The 17,664-nt window shown below is 71.4% G+C and carries 10 protein-coding genes; 9 read left to right on the top strand and 1 reads right to left on the bottom strand.

The genetic code is table 11. From position 1 onward, the window contains the following. Positions 1 to 192: 192 nt before the first annotated feature. Positions 193 to 3,051, bottom strand: a complete 2,859-nt coding sequence (locus O1G21_RS02035; RefSeq protein WP_270140205.1) for a glycoside hydrolase family 3 protein — start codon at positions 3,049 to 3,051, stop codon at positions 193 to 195. A 252-nt stretch (positions 3,052 to 3,303) separates the two neighbouring features. Here O1G21_RS02035 and O1G21_RS02040 point away from each other — a divergent pair, with 252 nt between their 5' ends. The 9 genes from O1G21_RS02040 to O1G21_RS02080 all read left to right on the top strand — a co-directional run bounded on the left by O1G21_RS02040 (position 3,304) and on the right by O1G21_RS02080 (position 17,609). Then, positions 3,304 to 4,956: an ABC transporter substrate-binding protein gene (locus tag O1G21_RS02040; RefSeq protein WP_270140206.1), complete on the top strand. Its 1,653-nt coding sequence runs from the start codon at positions 3,304 to 3,306 to the stop codon at positions 4,954 to 4,956. Continuing rightward, the gene (locus O1G21_RS02045; protein ID WP_270140208.1) at positions 4,953 to 5,900 is read left to right on the top strand and encodes an ABC transporter permease; all 948 of its coding nucleotides are present in this window, start codon (positions 4,953 to 4,955) and stop codon (positions 5,898 to 5,900) included. The genes O1G21_RS02040 and O1G21_RS02045 overlap by 4 nt, the downstream gene beginning before the upstream one ends. Then, positions 5,897 to 6,871, top strand: coding sequence for a carbohydrate ABC transporter permease (locus tag O1G21_RS02050; RefSeq protein ID WP_270140210.1), 975 nt, complete (start codon positions 5,897 to 5,899; stop codon positions 6,869 to 6,871). The genes O1G21_RS02045 and O1G21_RS02050 overlap by 4 nt, the downstream gene beginning before the upstream one ends. Before the next feature lie 116 nt (positions 6,872 to 6,987). Then, the gene (locus tag O1G21_RS02055) at positions 6,988 to 8,016 is read left to right on the top strand and encodes a LacI family DNA-binding transcriptional regulator (RefSeq protein ID WP_270140212.1); all 1,029 of its coding nucleotides are present in this window, start codon (positions 6,988 to 6,990) and stop codon (positions 8,014 to 8,016) included. A 63-nt stretch (positions 8,017 to 8,079) separates the two neighbouring features. Beyond that, on the top strand, positions 8,080 to 10,065 hold the full coding sequence (locus O1G21_RS02060) for a beta-galactosidase (RefSeq protein WP_270140214.1): 1,986 nt from the start codon (positions 8,080 to 8,082) through the stop codon (positions 10,063 to 10,065). 55 nt (positions 10,066 to 10,120) lie between these two features. Then, entirely contained in the window at positions 10,121 to 12,262 is a 2,142-nt protein-coding gene (locus O1G21_RS02065; RefSeq protein WP_270140216.1) for a glycoside hydrolase family 36 protein, read from the top strand. A gap of 182 nt (positions 12,263 to 12,444) precedes the next feature. Beyond that, positions 12,445 to 14,208: a cellulose binding domain-containing protein gene (locus O1G21_RS02070; protein ID WP_270140218.1), complete on the top strand. Its 1,764-nt coding sequence runs from the start codon at positions 12,445 to 12,447 to the stop codon at positions 14,206 to 14,208. Positions 14,209 to 14,298: 90 nt separating this feature from the next. After that, complete coding sequence (locus tag O1G21_RS02075; RefSeq protein ID WP_270140220.1) at positions 14,299 to 15,810, top strand: glycoside hydrolase family 43 protein; 1,512 nt, start codon at positions 14,299 to 14,301, stop codon at positions 15,808 to 15,810. Positions 15,811 to 15,851: 41 nt separating this feature from the next. Then, positions 15,852 to 17,609, top strand: a complete 1,758-nt coding sequence (locus O1G21_RS02080; RefSeq protein ID WP_270140222.1) for a cellulase family glycosylhydrolase — start codon at positions 15,852 to 15,854, stop codon at positions 17,607 to 17,609. Positions 17,610 to 17,664: the final 55 nt, after the last annotated feature.

A 17,664-nucleotide genomic window follows, 5' to 3' on the forward strand; every position in this document is an offset into this window, starting at 1 on the left:
TCCTCTGGGTGTTGCGAGTTCGAGGTCAGGTGGTGGGGCGTGAGCAGTGACATGCGGGCCGCCTCCGGACGGCGGGTGACTGCGGGGTCGCAACGGTTGCGGCGTGCGGGATCGCCCGGCCGGGGAGCCGGGCGGGAATGGGTGGCGGTCCGCCCCCCCATGAGCGGACCGCCGGTCTGTGGGGCGGAGGCCTCAGCCGCCCGCGCCGAAGCGGAAGGCCGAGAGCCGGAAGTCGCCGTGCAGGGTCAGGCTCAGGTCGTGCACGCCGTGGAGCGGGGCGGCGAGCTCGGCGGTGGTGCTGGTCCAGGCGTAGCGGTCGCCGGTCACGGGCACGTCGATCTCGGCCAGCAGCCGGCCGCCCACCCGGACTTCGAGCCGCGCCCCGCCCGTGCCGGCGCCCTCGCGGGCGGTCTCGATCTCGATCGCCGCGGCCCCGGAGAGGTCGACCTCGCGGAAGAGGAGCGTCGCGGGCTGCGCGGGATCGGTGGCCGTGACGGCGTCACCGGTGGAGCGGGTGGCGTCGGCGATGGTGATGTCCTCGTAGTCGTCGAAGTCGACGGCCAGGATCCGGTGTCCGGCGCCCGCTCGGGGCGCGGCGGGTGCCCCGGTCACGGTCAGCGGCGCGGTGAGGACGGGGTGGTCGGCGTTGCGGGCGACGATCACCTGGTAGCCGCCGGGGTCGACGGCGAAGTAGCCGGTGGCGACGGACCAGTGGGCGAGCTGGTCGGCGGACAGCCGGAAGGCCAGTTCACGGCTCTCCCCCGGCTCCAGCCGGACCTTGCGGAAGTCGGCCAGGCGCAACCGGGGTGCCTGGTAGCGGGCCTCCAGGGCGCGGACGTAGACCTGGACCACCTCGCTGCCGGACCGTGCTCCGCCGTTCTCCAGGGTCACGGTGACCTCGACCGAGCCGTCCTGGGCGATCGACGGCTGCGACAGGCGCAGGTCGCGGTAGGCGAAGTCGGTGTAGGACAGGCCGTGGCCGAAGGAGTAGAGCGGCGCGGACCGGTGGTACTGGTAGGTCCAGCCGGCCTTGATGATGTCGTAGTCGAGCGGGGCGGGCAGCGGGTCGTCGCCCCGGTACCAGGTCTGCGGCAGGCGGCCGGCGGGCTCGGCCTCGCCGAGCAGCACGGCGGCCAGCGCGTGTCCTGTCTCCTGCCCGCCGTGGGAGGTCCACACCACGGCGGGCAGGTGTTCGTCGGCCCAGTCGAGGGCGTACGGGTAGCTGCTCATCACGACCAGCGCGGTGTCCGGGCGGACGGCCGCGACGGCGCGCAGCAGTTCCTCCTGCCCCTCGGGCAGGTCGATGTCGGCGCGGTCCTCGGTCTCGCGGCCGTTGATCAACGGGTGGTTGCCGAGGACGACGACGGCGACGTCAGCCGTCGCGGCGGCCTCCCGGGCCTCGGCGGCGCCGTCGCGGACCAGCTCGCGCTGCCAGTGCTCGGCGTCCTCCGCGGTTTCGGCGGTGACGGCCACCCGGCCGTCGCTCGGGTCCACGGCGGCGTAGCGTCCGGTGAACACGGAGCGCAGCAGCACGGTGTCCGGGCCGGCCGGTTCGAGCCGGAAGGTCTCCTTGACGAACCAGCTCTTGATCACGTCCCGGTCGGCGGCCAGGGTGTCGTCGTCCTGGAGGCCGAGGTAGCGGCCGGTGTCGGCGTCGCGCAGGGTGGAGGCGCCGCCGCCCCAGTCGGTCACGTCGAAGGCGGACTTGCCGAGCAGTTCGCCGGTGGTGCGCGAGCGCAGGGTGATCCGGTCGGAGCCCTCCACCTGGACGATCTCGCCGCCGTGGGCTTCGAGGGCCGCGGCCAGGCCGGCGGCGATGGTCACCTGGTACGGCAGGGTGCCGCTGTACCAGTCCTCGAAGAGGCTGTCGGCGAGCGGGCCGATGACGGCGATCCGGCGCGCGCGGGCCGGGTCGAGCGGCAGCAGGCCGTCGTTCTTGAGCAGCACGGTCGACTCGGCCGCGGCCTTGCGGGCCAGGGCGCGGTGCTCGGGCCTGTCGACCACCTCGAGGCCGATGCCCGCGTACGGGTCCAGCTCGGGGTCGAACTCGCCGAGGCGGAAGCGCACTTCGAGCTGGCGGCGGACGGCGCGGTCCACGTCGGCCTCATCGATCAGGCCGCGTTCCAGCGCCTCGCGCAGTCGGCCGACCGGGGTGTCGCTGTCCTCGCCGTGGTCGGTGAAGTTGTCGATGCCGGCCTTGAGCGCGGCCGCGTGGGACTCGGCGTGGTCGTCGAAGTAGTGCTCCGGGTCGACCAGGTTGGAGGGGGCTTCGGCGTCGCTGACCACGAACAGCTCGTGGCCGGTCGGCCGGGCCCAGCGGCGCAGCTCCGCCTCGATCAGCGGACTCACGTGGCAGGGGCGGCCGTTGACCAGGTTGTAGGCCGCCATCGCGCCGGTCGCGGCGCCGGAGGCGACGACGGGGCGGAAGGCGGCCAGGTCGTACTCCTGGAGGACGCGCGGGCGCAGTCCGGAGGAGGTGGTGCAGCGGTCGTCCTCGTTGTTGTAGGCGAGGAAGTGCTTGAGCACGGGGGCGGTGCGCAGGTAGGTCGGGTGGTCGCCGGTGAGGCCGTTGCAGAACGCCTCGCCGACCCGCGCGGTGTGCACCGGGTCCTCGGAGTAGCCCTCCTCGTTGCGCCCCCAGCGCGGGTCGCGCAGCAGGTTGAGCACGGGGGCCCAGGCCTGGAGGGAGTTGGGTCCGCGCTCCTCGGCGGTGCCGACCGCCGGCGGGCGGTGGTGGTGGAAGGCCCGCAGCTCGGTCGAGACCGCCTCGGCGACGTTGCGCACCAGGTCCTCGTCCCAGCTGGCGCCGAGGCCGACGGCCTGCGGGAAGACCGTGGCCACACCGAGCCAGGAGACGCCGTGGAGGCCCTCGCTGCCGGTGCGGAAGGGGCCGACACCGAGGCGCGGGACGGCCGGCGCGTACTGGTGCAGCATCGCGACCCGCTCGTCGAGCGTGAGCCGGTGGAGCAGGTCGTCGACACGCTTGCGCAGGGGAAGCGTGGGATTGCGGAAGTCGGGCAGGCCGGCTACGGACGCGGGCACGGAACTCACGTGGAATACCCCTCGGGCGGGCTGGGCTCGGCGACGATGGATCGAAGCGCTTCGACGCTGGCACGCTCCGAAGAAAGTGTCAACTCCCCATGACACAAACCATTTTGGATTTGTTCAGACTATTGCTCAACCCGAAACGCGTCGTTAGTCTCGCCGAAACATCCAAGCGCTTCGACGCTTCGGTGCTTCGACTGTGCTTCGACGGAGAGGGGCCACGCCACCATGAGATCCGGGATGAACCGCAGGAGCTTTTTGAGTACCGCCGCCACGGTCGCGGGAGCCGCCGCGATGGCACCCCTGCTGTCCGCCTGCGGCGGCGGCTCGAGCAAGAAGGCCGCTGCGAACACCAAGGAGGGCCTGAAGGCGGCCCTGCCCGCCTACGTGCCGAACACCAACGCGGTCAAGCCGGACATAGCCCCCGTGCAGGGCGGATCCGATGCCGCGACCGACGCGGGCTACCTCTCCTACCCGGCCTCCCCGCCCGCCAGCGTCTCCGGCGTTCCGGGCAAGGGCGGCAGCTACACGGCGGTCACCCCGCTGTGGGGCACCGCCCCGCCGGTCGGCAACTCCTTCTACCAGGCGATGAACAAGGCGCTCGGGGTCGAGCTGACCATGAAGCCCGCGGACGGGATCAACTACAGCACCATCATCCCGACGATGACCGCCGCCCAGAAGCTGCCGGACTGGATCAACCTGCCGTCCTGGCTGAACGCCAACTTCAACACCGGCGGGCTGGTCGGCACCCAGCTCGCGGACCTGACCCCCTACCTGTCCGGTGACAACGTCAAGAAGTACCCCAACCTGGCCTCCCTCCCCACCGGCGCCTGGCAGACGGGGGTCTGGGGCGACAAGCTCTACGGGATCCCCTGCTTCTCCACCAGCTTCGGCATCCCCGGTGCCACCTTCTACCGTCGGGACGTCCTCGAAGCCCGGGGCATCACCGCCGACCAGGTGAAGTCCGCCGACGACCTGATGAACATCGGCAAGGAACTGACCGACGCCAAGCGGGGCGTGTGGGCCTTCGACGACGTGTGGACGTATCTCCAGACCGCCTGGAACGTCCCCATGAACTGGCGGATCGACAACGGCAAGCTGGTCCACCCGTTCGAGACCCAGGAGTTCCTGGAGGCCCTCGACTGGCACTACCGGCTGGCCACCTCGGGCTACATGCACCCGGAGGCGCTCGCCGGTGACGTCGCCAACGGGGCCACCCGCTTCTACAGCGGAAAGTCGCTCATCGGAGGCGGTGGACTGGGCGCCTGGAACCTGGGCGACCACCAGTCCGGCGTCGCCGCGGACCCGAACTACCGGCGCGGCGCGTTCAACGCCATCACCGCCGACGGCAAGGGCACGCCGGTGATCTACATGGGCGCCGCCGCCAGCATGATCAGCTACCTCAACGCCAATCTGAAGCCGGCGCAGATCGAGGAACTGATCGCCGTCGCGAACTACCTCGCCGCCCCCTACGGCACGGCCGAATACACCCTGGTCAACTACGGCGTCGAGGGCGTCCACCACACCCGGGTGAACGGCGTGCCGACCTTCACCGACGAGGGCAAGAAGGACGTCCAGGCGACGACCTTCCCGTTCCTGGCCGCTCCCGGCTCCGTGATCAGCAACCCGGGCGGCGAGCAGGTCACCAAGGACTACACGTCCTGGTCCGCCGCCAACGTCAAGTACCTCACCAAGCCGCCCTTCTGGGGCATGAACTTCACCATGCCGCAGGCGCTCGCCACCGCCGCGGCCGCGCCGAGCGTCAACGACACCCTCAAGGACTGCTACCACGGCAAGAAGAAGGTCTCCGACGTGCAGGACGCCATCGCGAGCTGGCGGTCCGGGCCCGGGGAGCGGCTCAAGCAGTGGATGACCGACAACGTCCTCGACAAGTACGGCGCCGGCCAGTGAGCACCGCGGCACCGAAGCGCCCGGCCGGCCCCGCGCGGCTCGGCTGGCGGATCAGACTGCGACGCGACAAGTCGCTCCTGCTGATGACGGTGCCCGCCGTCGTCCTGCTCCTGGTGTTCAACTACGTCCCGCTGTTCGGCATCGTCACCGCCTTCCAGGAGTACGACCCGCTGGTCGGGGTCTGGCACAGCGAATGGGTCGGCTTCGACCAGTTCCAGCAGTTGTTCGGCGACCCGGCGTTCTGGGCCGCGCTGAAGAACACGCTGTACCTGAGCTTCGTCCAGCTCATCCTGTTCTTCCCGGTCCCGATCGCCCTGGCCCTGCTGCTCAACTCGGTGGTGAGCGAGCGGATCCGCAACTTCTTCCAGTCCGTCGTCTACCTGCCGCACTTCTTCTCGTGGGTGCTGGCGATCACGATCTTCCAGCAGATGCTGGGCGGCGCCGGCGTGCTCAACCAGTTCCTGCGCCAACACGACATCGGCACCTGGGACATCATGACCAACCCGCACACCTTCGCGCTGCTGGTCACCTCCCAGGCGGTCTGGAAGGAGGCGGGCTGGGGGATCATCGTCTTCCTGGCCGCGCTGAGCGCGATCAACAGCGAGCTGTACGAGGCCGCGGCGGCGGACGGCGCGGGACGGTTGCGGCGGATGTGGCACATCACGCTGCCGGGCCTGCGCGGGGTGATCGTGCTGATGCTGGTCCTGCGGCTCGGCAACGCGCTGTCCGTCGGCTTCGAGCAGTTCCTGATCCAGCGGGACGCCGTCGGCCACGAGGCCGCGGACGTCCTGGACACCTTCTCCTTCTACTACGGCATCTCCACCGGCGGCTACAGCTACGGCGCGGCGGCCGGGCTCTTCAAGAGCGTGGTCTCCCTCCTGCTCATCTGGGGTGCCAACCGGCTGGCGCACGCCTTCGGCGAGGACGGGTTGTACCGCAGATGACCAACGCACTCACCGTGGGATCGCGGCGCGAGAAGCGCCGCACGGCGGCAGCGGCCGCCCGGCGCCGGGCCCGGTCCGCCCGCCCGCCGTGGGAGGAGCCGCCCACCGCCGTCGGCCAGGCCGCCAAGGGGCTCACGCTCGGCGGGACGCTCGCCGTCATCCTCGTCCCGCTCTGGATCATCGTCCTGACCAGCTTCTCCACCCCCGGCGCCATCAACCGGGCCGGCGGCCTGGTGCTCTGGCCGGACGGCCTGACCACCGAGACGTACCGCCAGATGCTCAGTGACCCGACGGTCGTCACCGCGCTGGGAGTGAGCCTGGGCATCACCCTGGTCGGCACCGCGCTGTCCATGGCCGTATCCATCCTGTGCGCCTACGGCCTCTCCCGGCCGCGCTCCCTCGGGCACCGCTTCGTCCTGCTGCTGCTGATCGTCACGATGTTCATCAGCGGCGGCCTCATCCCGAGTTTCCTGGTCGTCACCGGCCTCGGCGGCTACGACCAGTACTGGGCCCTGATCCTGCCGAGCGCGGTCTCCGTCTTCAACATCCTGGTGCTGCGCGCCTTCTACCAGGAGACCTCCGCCGAACTGATCGACGCGGCCCGGATGGACGGCGCCGGGGACTGGCGGATCCTGTGGTCCGTCGTCCTGCCCACCTCACGCGCCGTCACCGCCGTCACCGCGCTGTTCTACGCCGTCGGGTACTGGAACTCCTTCTTCAACGTCATGCTCTACATGCCGACGGACAGTCAGAAGTGGCCGTTGCAGTACGTGCTGCTCACCTACGTCAACCGCGCCAACGGCCTGCCCGGTTCGGTCAACTCGGGCTTCGGGGAGACCCACGCGCAGACCGCACCCCTGTCGCTGCAGATGGCGGTCGTGGTCCTCACCCTGGTACCACTGGTGATCGTGTACCCGTTCGTGCAGAAGCACCTGCGCACCGGTGTCCTCACCGGCGCGATCAAGGGCTGAGCCGTCCGTGCCGGGGCCCGACGGGTCCCACGGACCGGGAGCGGTCCCGCCGCGGGCCTCCCCCTCGCACGACCGGGACCTCTCCCCACCGGAACCGACACGAAGGAAGCAGAACGATGGTGACACTCGCCGATGTGGCCAGGCACGCCGGCGTCTCGTCCAGCACGGTCAGCTACGCCCTCAGCGGCAAGCGCCCGATCTCCGACGAGACCAGGACCCGCATCGAGCAGGCCATCACGGACCTCGGCTACCACCCCAACGCGGGCGCCCGGGCCCTGGCCGGCAAGCGCTCGCACATCATCGCCCTGGTGGTGCCGCTCCACCCCGAGGTGCACGTCCCCACCATGATGGAGATCGCCATCGCCGTCACCGTGGCGGCCCGCGAGCACGGCTACGACGTCCTGCTGCTCACCAACGACGAAGGACCCGACGGCGTCCGCCGGGTCGCCGCCACCGGACTCGCCGACGGCGTCATCCTGATGGACGTCCGGCTGGACGACGACCGCATCCCGGTCCTGCGCGCCGAGGAGATCCCCGCCGCACTCATCGGCCTGCCCGACGACCCCTCCGGCCTCTCCTGCGTCGACCACGACTTCGCCACCGCCGGCGCCCTGTGCGCCGATCACCTGGCCGACCTCGGCCACCGCGACGTGGCCTTCATCGGCTACAGCAGCCGCGTCTACCGACGGCACGCCGGCTACGCCGAGCGCACCCTGAACGGCTTCCGCGCCCGCGCCGAGCGGCGGGAGCTGCGGTTCCTCCACCGGCCCTGCGAGGGCACCTACGAGAGCACGGCCGGCACCCTCGCCCGCATCCTGGCGGACCGCCCGGACACCACCGGCTTCGTCGTCCAGAACGAGGCCGCGATCGGTCCCCTGCTCAGCCTGCTGCGCGCCAGCGGGCGGACCGTGCCGGAGGACGCCTCCGTCATCGCCATCTGCCCCGACCCGATGGCCGAGCAGCACTCCCCCCGGCTGACCTCCGTGACCAGCCCCAGGAAGGACCTCGGGCAGGTCGCCGTCGAGCAGGTCATGGCGAGGATCGCCGCGACCGCCGCGGGCGACGAGCCGGCGGACCGACTCCTCCTGATGCCACCGGAACTGGTGGTCCGGGAGAGCACCGCCCCGGCCCCGCAGCGCAGTTGACCCCACTCCCGGAACTCCCGGAACTCCCCGAACTCCCGGAACTCCCAGAAGGACGGTTCCCAGATGGACATCCGCCGGCTCACGGACCGCCTCGGCGGCCTCGCCTACGGCGGGGACTACAACCCCGAGCAGTGGGACGCCCAGGTGTGGAAGGAGGACGACGAACTGATGCGCCGGGCGCGGGTCAACCTCGCCACCGTCGGCGTCTTCTCCTGGGCCCTGATGGAGCCCGAGGAGGGCCGGTACGACTTCGAGTGGCTCGACGCCCACCTCGACCGCCTCCACGCGGCCGGCGTCGCCGTCGACCTGGCCACACCCACCGCCTCCCCACCGCCCTGGTTCACCCTGGCCCACCCGGACGCCCTGCCCGTCCGCCCCGACGGCACCCGCCTGACCCACGGCAGCCGGGACACCTACTGCCTCACCGCCCCCGCGTACCGCCGGGCCGCCCGCCGGATCGCCGCCGCCCTCGCCGAACGCTACGGCGACCACCCGGCGCTCGCCCTGTGGCACGTCCACAACGAGTACGTCACCCTCTGCTGGTGCGACCACACCGCCGCCGCCTTCCGGGTCTGGCTGCGTGCCCGCCACGGCTCCCTCGACGCCCTCAACGAAGCCTGGGGGACGGCCTTCTGGAGCCAGCACTACACCTCGTGGGAGCAGATCCTCCCGCCCCGTACCAGCCAGTGGCACCACAATCCCGGCCAGACGCTGGACTTCAGCCGCTTCTGGTCCGACGAGACCCTCGCCGCCTACCGCGAGCAGCGTGACGCGATCCGCGCCCACAGCGACCGCCCGGTGACCACCAACCTCATGCTGCCCGGCTACCAGACCCTCGACCTGTGGGCCTTCGGCCGGGAGGTCGACCTGGTCTCCGTCAACCACTACCCCGGCGCACCCGGCGTCGACGCCGCCGCCCACGCCGCCTTCGACGCCGACCGGGCCCGCTCGATCGCCGGCGGCGCCCCCTGGCTGCTGATGGAACAGGGCACCAACACCGTCTACGCCGGCGGCCGCGTCCTCGCCAAGGAACCGGGGGACATCCTGCGCCACTCGCTCGCCCACATCGCCCGCGGCTCGGAGGGCGCCCTGTTCTTCCAGTGGCGCCAGTCCCGGGCCGGCGCCGAGCAGTGGCACTCGGCGATGGTCCCGCACGCCGGGCCGGACAGCCGCATCTTCCGCGAGGTCACGGCGGCCGGAGAGGCCGTCGCGCGGCTCGGCGAACTCGCCGGCTCCACCGTCCGGGCCGAAGTCGCCGTCCTGCACGACTCCGACGCCTGGTGGGCGATGCGGGCCGACGGCCTCCCGTCGTCCGAGCTCGACTACTTCGCCGCGCTGCGCCGCGCCCACCGGGCGCTCTGGGACGCGTGCCGGACCGTCGACTTCGCCCACCCCGAGCAGGACCTGGGCCGCTACCGGCTGGTCATCGCCCCGGCCCTGTTCCTCCTCACCGACGCCGGCGCCGAGCACCTGCGCCGCTACGTCGCGGACGGCGGCACCCTGCTCGTCCAGCACTTCTGCGGCGTCGTCGACGAGCGCCTCCACTCCCGACTCGGCGGGTACCCGGCCGCACCCCTGCGCGAGGCGCTCGGGATCCGGGTCGAGGAGTACCGCCCGCTGCGGCAGGACGACGCGATCACGCTCTCCGACGGCTCGACGGCCACGTCCTGGAGCGAGTCCCTGCGCACCGAGGGCGCCGATGCTCTCGCCGCCTACACCGGCGGCATGCTCGACGGCAGCCCGGCGCTCACCCGCCACGCCTTCGGCTCCGGCCACGGCTGGTACCTCTCCACCCGCCTCGACGACGCGGGCTACGCCGACCTGGTCGACCGGCTGCTCGCGGAGGCCGGCGTCGGCCCCGAACTGCCCGGCCTGCCATCCGGCGTCGAGGCGGTGACCCGGCACGCCCCGGACGGCCGCGGCTGGCACCTGCTGCTCAACCACCGCCCCGAGGCCGTACCGCTGCCGCGGCCGGGCCACGACCTGCTCACCGACGCGACGCTCAGCGAGCTGGCGCCCGGCGGCTGCGCGGTCCTGCGCATGTTGTGAACGCGCATGTTGTGAACGCTCACACGTCTCCCCCTCCCGACCGAGGAAGGCCACCATGAGCGACCCGCACGAGACGATCCGCTGGGGCCACGGCGCCCTGGAACTGGAAATCGCCCTGGGCGAGCACGGCACTCCCCGCCTGGTCCGCATCGGCGCACCCGGTGAGAAGACCACCACGCCACGCCCCGGCGCACCGCTGCCGCTGGTGGAGGTGACCACCGCCGGCCTCGGCCGCCACTGGTCGGGCCGGCACCTCGTCAACTCCGTCCTCGGCGCCCGCCTGCGCCATCGCTCCCACCGCGCGTCCCGGGACGGCGACTGGCACGTGCTCACCGTCGAACTCCACGAGCCGGAGACCGGTCTGACCGCCGAGGCGGTCTACCGGTCCCCGGACGGCCTGCCGGTGCTGCGCAGCGAGGTGCTGCTGCGCAACGACGGACCGCGGACGCTGCACCTGGAGTCGGTCGGCTCGCTCGTGGCGGGCTGCCTCACCCGGGGCGACCCGGCGACCCTGGACACCGCCGACGTGCTGTGGGCGGAGAACGAGTGGTTCGCCGAATGCCGCTGGCAGCGCCAGCCGCTGCGGGTGTCCTCGCCCGAGCGGAGCGGCCGGTTCCACACCACCGCCGGCCGCAGCACCCGCGTCGTGGCCGGGCAGGGCGTGTGGTCCAGCTGCGGACACCTGCCGATGGGCGGCCTGACGGACCGCGAGTCCGGCCGCACCTGGCTGTGGCAGATCGAGCACAACGGAGGCGGCTGGCGCTGGGAGTGCGGTGTGCGCGACGACACCGCGTACGCGGCGCTGTACGGCCCCGAGGACGCCGACCACGGCTGGCGCCACCCGCTGGAGCCGGGCGCCGAGTTCCGCACCGTGCCCGTGGCGCTCGCGCTGGCCGCGGACGGCGGCCCCGACGGTGCCTTCGCCGTCCTCACCCGGTACCGTCGCGCCACCCGCCGGCCGCACCCGGACCACCGCCGGCTGCCGGTCATCTTCAACGACTACATGAACTGCCTGATGGGCGACCCGACCACGGCCAAGCTGCTGCCGCTGGTCGACGCCGCCGCCGAGGCCGGCGCGGAGTACTTCGTCATCGACGCCGGCTGGTACGACGACGGCGACAACTGGTGGAGCTCCGTCGGCGCCTGGGAACCGTCGGCCTCCCGCTTCCCCGGGCCGACGGGGATCCACGAGGTCCTGGACCGCGTCCGGGAACGGGGCATGGTCCCCGGCCTGTGGCTGGAGCCGGAGGCGGTCGGGGTGAACAGCCCGGTGGCCGGGTCCCTTCCGGAGGAGGCGTTCTTCCGCCGGGACGGCCGGCGGGTGGAGGAGGGCGGCGGCCGGTACCACCTCGACCTGCGCCACCCGGCCGCCCGCGCCCACCTGGACCGGGTGGTGGACCGCCTGGTCGGTGAGTGGGGCGTCGGCTACCTCAAGCTCGACCACAACACCGACCCGGGCTCCGGCACCAGCAGCCATCCGGGAGAGGCTCCGGCGGCCGGTCTGCTCGGCCACAACCGGGCCCAACTCGCCTGGTTGGAGGGCATCCTGGAGCGGCATCCGGACCTGGTGATCGAGAACTGCGCGTCCGGCGGCATGCGGATGGACCACGCCCTGCTCTCCCGGCTCCAGCTGCAGTCCACCAGCGACCAGCAGGACCTGCTGCGCTACGCACCGATCGCGGCGGCAGCCCCCACCGTCGTCACGCCCGAGCAGGGCGCCGTCTGGGCCTACCCGCTGCCGGAGGACACCCCCGACGAAGTGGCCCTCACCATGGCCAACGCGCTCCTCGGGCGCATCCACCTCTCCGGGCGGATCACCGAACTGTCCCCGGAATCGAGGGACCTGGTCCACGAGGCGATAGCCGTCCACAAATCGATCCGCGCCGACCTGCCGCAGGCGCTGCCCGCCTGGCCGCTCGGACTCCCGGGCTGGGAGGACCCGTGGATCGCCCTGGCACTGCACACCCCGACCACCACCTACGTGACCGCCTGGCGCCGCTCCGGCGAGGAGGCCGTCAGGGATCTCGACATACCCCACCTGGCCGGTGCCGACGTCCGCGTCGAGGTGCTCTACCCGTCGTCCAGCCCGACCACCGCGCTCTGGCACCCGGCCACCGCCGAACTCGCCCTGACCCTGCCGACGGTCCCGTCCGCCATCCTGGTACGCCTCACGAAAAAGACACCCGAAGGGAGTTGACGATGCGTCCGGCTACCGCGCGCGCTCCACCGCGCCGGCCCGCGCCGCTCCACATCCGTACGGAACACGCTTCGCGTCCGGGCCCGATCCACTGCAGCCGCAACCGGGCCCTTGCCGTCCAGAACGCGGGAGTTCGTTTCCCCCACCCGAACACCACGCACCCCACCCCCTGGAGGGACGCAATGAGATGGTCAGCCCGTTCGTGTCATGATCGCGTCATCGCCGCGGCGGCGGCCCTGGCGCTCGCGGCCACCGGCGCAATCGCCGCCGTCGCGCCGCCCGCAACCGCCGCGAGCTCCGTGTCGGTGTCGGTCGACGCCGCCCTACAGCTCGCCACCGTCCCCGCCACCGGCGTCGGCGTGAACATCCCGGTCTACGACGCCAACATGAACGCCGCCGCCACCCCCGGCCTGCTCAGCACGGCCGGCATCAACACCGTCCGCTACCCCGGCGGCAGCCACTCCGACGTCTACCACTGGCAGACCGGCGCCGCCGAGGGCGGTGCGTACGTCGCCCCCAACACCGGCTTCGACGCCTTCATGGGCACCGTACGCGCCGCCGGAGCGCAGCCGATCATCACCGCCAACTACGGCTCGGGCACCCCCCAGGAGGCCGCCGCCTGGGTCCAGTACGCCAACGTCACCAAGGACTACGGCGTCAAGTACTGGGAGATCGGCAACGAGGTCTACGGCAACGGCGAGTACAACGCCACCTGGGAGTACGACACCCACAGCAGCAAGAGCGCCACGACCTACGCCGACAACGTGCTCCAGTACATCTCGGCGATGAAGGCGGCCGACCCGAGCGTCAAGATCGGCGCCGTGCTGACCACCCCCGGCTACTGGCCGGACGGCATCGTCGGCCCGGGCGACACCATGGACTGGAACCACACCGTCCTGTCGATCGCCGGCTCGAAGATCGACTTCGCCATCGTGCACGCCTACCCCACCAGCACCAGCCCGGCCGACCTGCTCACCAAGCCGCAGGCCCAGAACGCCAACATCACCGGCGCCGTGCGCTCGCTGATCAACCAGTACGCCGGATCCAACGCCCCCAACGTCGGCATCGCGGTGACCGAGGCGAACGCCCAGGCCTACCTGGACACCTCCCCCAACGGACTGTTCGCGCCGGACGACTACCTCACCTGGTTGGAGAACGGCGCGTTCAACGTCGACTGGTGGGACCTGCGCAACGGCACCGACTGCACCAAGGTGACCACCGTCGAGGGCGCCACCGACTACAACGACGGCGGCATGGTCTCCAGCGGCTCACCCTGCGAGCCGGCCGTCAACACGCCCTTCCCCGCCTACTACGGCATCCAGATGATCAGCAGGCTGGGCGCGCCCGGCGACACGCTCGTCAAGGCCGCCAGCTCGTCCTCGCTGCTCACCGCGCACGCCGTCCGCCGCGCCAACGGCGACGTGGACGTCATGCTGATCAACAAGGACCCGAACAACGACGCCACGGTGAACCTCTCCTACACCGGGTTCACCCCGTCCTCCGCCACCCCGACCGTCCACTCCTACCTCAAGAACGCCCACGGGATCGGCACGACCCAGTCCGGCAGCCCGACCACCCAGACCGTGCCCGCCTACGGCATCACGGTCGTCCAGATGCACCCGACCAGCGCGCCCTGCCGGGTCGTCTACAACAAGAACGAGTGGTCCGGCGTCATGGTCGGCAACGTCACCGTCGTCAACAACAGCCTCGGCCAGGTCAACGGCTGGTCCCTCGGCTTCAACTTCCCCGGCGACAACGTCATCACCAACAGCTGGAACGCCTCGGTGTCGCAGAGCGGCCCCAGCGTCAACGCCGCGAACGTGTCCTACAACCCCACCGTCCCGCAGGGCGGGAGCGTCCAGTGGGGCTTCCGGGCCACCTGGTCCAGCAGTGACGCCAATCCCTCCGCCTTCTGGTTCAACGGCGCCTCCTGCGCGATCGGCTGAACCCGCTGAGCCGGTGGTGCCCCGGGCTCCCCAGGGCCCGGGGCACCACCCCGAACACGAACCCCTCCTCACGAATCAGGACCCGACCACGTGTCAGACCAGCACCAGCCCGACGGCACCGTCCCCAACCCGGTGATCCCCGGCTTCCACCCCGACCCCAGCGTCTGCCGCGTGGGCGACGACTACTACCTCGTCTGCTCCAGCTTCGAGTACTTCCCCGGCATCCCGGTCTTCCACAGTCGCGACCTGGTGAACTGGACCCAGATCGGCAACGCCCTGGACCGGCCGAGCCAGCTGCGCCTGCCGCTCGACATGCCGTCCTCCGGCGGGATCTACGCACCGACGCTGCGCCACCACGACGGGCGCTTCTGGCTGATCGTCACCAACGTCGGCGACGGCGGCAACATGCTCTTCACCGCCACCGACCCGGCCGGCCCGTGGTCCGACCCGGTCCGGCTGCCCGGGGTCCCCGGCATCGACCCGGACCTCACCTGGGACGAGGACGGCACCTGCTGGTGCACCGTCGCCGGCGTCTCCCAGGTCCGCATCGACCCGACCACCGGCGAGACCATCGGCGAACCGTACCGGATCTGGTCCGGCACCCCCGGCGCCATGGCCCCCGAGGCCCCGCACCTTTACCGGATCGGGGAGTACTGGTACCTGATGATCGCCGAGGGCGGTACCGAGCGCGGCCATGCCGTCTCCATCGCCCGCGGCCCGTCTCCCTCCGGACCGTTCGAGCCGTGCCCGGCCAACCCGGTCCTGACCCACCGCGGCACCGACAGTCCCATCCAGAACACCGGGCACGCCGACCTCGTCCAGGCGCCCGACGGCTCCTGGTGGATGGTGCTGCTCGCCGTCCGGCCGCGCGGCGGCACCCCCGCCTGGTACGTGCTCGGCCGGGAGACCTTCCTCGCCCCGGTCGAGTGGGTGGACGGCTGGCCGGTCGTCGGCAAGGTCACCCCCGAACTGCCCACCCCGGCCTGGCCGCTGCACCCCGCGCCCGCCGTACCGGCCCGGGACGACTTCGACCAGGCCGAGCTGCACCCCCAGTGGATCTCGGTGCGCCGGCGCCCGGAGCACCTGTGCGCCACGAAGGAACGTTCCGGCTGGCTCACCCTTCGCGCCGCCGGCGCCTCCCTGGACGAGAACGACGTGGTGTTCGTCGGCCGGCGCCAGCAGCACCTCGGCTGCCGGGCCCGCACCCTGATCGACCCCGCCGAGGGCCGCGGCGGCCTCGCCGTCCGTCTGGACGAGGAGCACCACTACGAGATCGAGGCGGCCGACGGCGAGGTGAAGGTCTTCGCCCGGATCGGTTCGCTGCGCACCGAGGTCGCCGCCCGGGCGGTACCCGCCGGAGCCGTGGTGCTCGGTGTCGAGATCGCCCCGCGGCCGACGCGCGGCCCGCGCACCGGCCCTGACGACATCGTCCTCGGCATCGAGGAGCCCGACGGCGCCTTCACCGTGCTCGCCACCCTCGACGGCCGCTACCTGTCCACCGAGGTGGCCGGCGGCTTCACCGGCCGGGTCATCGGCATGTACGCCGCGGCCGGCACCGTCCACTTCGACCGGTTCGACTACGAACCCCTCCCGTTTCCCTGACCACCCGCCAGGGGCTCCCGTTCATCCGAAAGGAACGATCCGTGAACGACGCACGGCAGAGCACACACCCGCGCAGCCGCCGGCTCCACCGGACGGCCGGCCTCGTGGTGGCACTGGTCACCGCCGGCGCCCTCTGCGACGGCACGGCGATCGCCGCACCCGCCGAGCAGCCCCCGTCGGCGGCCGAGGCCGCCGGGGCCGCCGAGGCCAGGGCCCCGCACGACGCGATGGCCGCCGTCGCCCAGATGCAGCCCAGCTGGAACCTCGGCAACACCCTCGACGCGATCCCCGGCGAGACCTCCTGGGGCAACCCGCTCACCACCAAAGCGCTGTTCGACCGCCTCAGGTCCGAGGGCTTCCGCAGCGTCCGCATCCCCGTCACCTGGTACCCCCACCAGTCCGACACGGCGCCCTACACCATCGACCCGGTGTGGATGAACCGGGTCAAGCAGGTGGTCGACTGGGCCCTGGCGGACGGCCTCTACGTCGAGATCAACGTCCACCACGACTCGTGGAAGTGGATCGCCGCGATGTCCACCGACCACGACACCATCGTGGCCCGGTTCAACTCCACCTGGCGGCAGATCGCCACCGTCTTCAAGGACGAACCGCGCACCCTGCTCATGGAGAGCATCAACGAGCCGCAGTTCGCCAACGCAGCCGACGCCCAGAAGACCCAGTACCTGCGGGAACTCAACACCTCGTTCCACGACATCGTCCGCAACTCCGGCGGCCGGAACAAGGACCGCCTGCTCGTCCTGCCCTCGGAGGAGACCAACAACGCCCAGCACTGGCTCGACGACCTGTCGACCACGATGAGTTCGCTGCACGACCGCAACCTGGTCGCCACCGTGCACTACTACAGCTGGTACCCGTTCAGCGTGAACATCGCCAACGGGACCACCTACGACGCCACGGCCCAGAAGGACCTGACCGACGGCTTCGCCCGGGTGCACGACACCTTCGTCGCCAAGGGCATCCCCGTCTACCTCGGCGAGTACGGCCTGCTCAGCGAGCCCAACTCCGGCACCGTCGAACGCGGCGAGATGCTGAAGTACTACGAGCACGTCAACTATGTGGCCCGGGCCAACGGCTTCACCACCGCGCTCTGGGACGACGCCAACTACCTGAACCGCACCACCCTCCAGTGGCGGGACCCGGCCCTGATGGACCTGATCAAGGCGTCCTGGACCACCCGCTCCGGCACCGCCTCCACCGACAACCTCTTCGTGCCGAAGTCCGGCCCCATCATCGCGCAGACCATCACCCTGAACCCCAACGGCCTCTGGTTCACCGGCCTGTGGCAGGGCGACCGCCCGCTCATCCCCTTCCTCGACTACACCCTCGACGGCGACCAGCTCACCCTTCCCGCCGACGCCCTCACCCGGCTCGCCGGCGACCGCGCCCACCGTGTGAACGCGAACATCCAGGTCCGCTACTCCGAGGGCGTCCCCTGGCAGCTCAACATCCGCTCCTACGACAAACCCGCCATGTCCGACGCCACCGGAACACTCGACGGGCTGACCATCCCCACCCGGTTCAACGGCTCCCTGATGGCCAACGTGCAATCCACCTACGCCGACGGCACCGCCGCCGGCCCGGCCTCCTGGACCACCTACCAGACGTTCGACAACTACCGCCCCGACTACACCGCCAACACCACCACCGTGAAGCCCGACTTCCTCAAGTCCCTCAAGGACGACGCCCCGGTCACGCTCACCTTCCGCTTCTGGACCGGCGACACCGTCACCTACACCGTCACCAAGTCCGGCAACACCGTCACCGGCACCGCCTCCTGACCCCAGTCCGCACCTCCTCCCGAGATCCGAGCTCCCCCACCTGTTCGCACGAAAG

This window comes from Kitasatospora cathayae, assembly GCF_027627435.1.
GTDB classification, from domain to species: Bacteria; Actinomycetota; Actinomycetes; order Streptomycetales; family Streptomycetaceae; genus Kitasatospora; species Kitasatospora cathayae.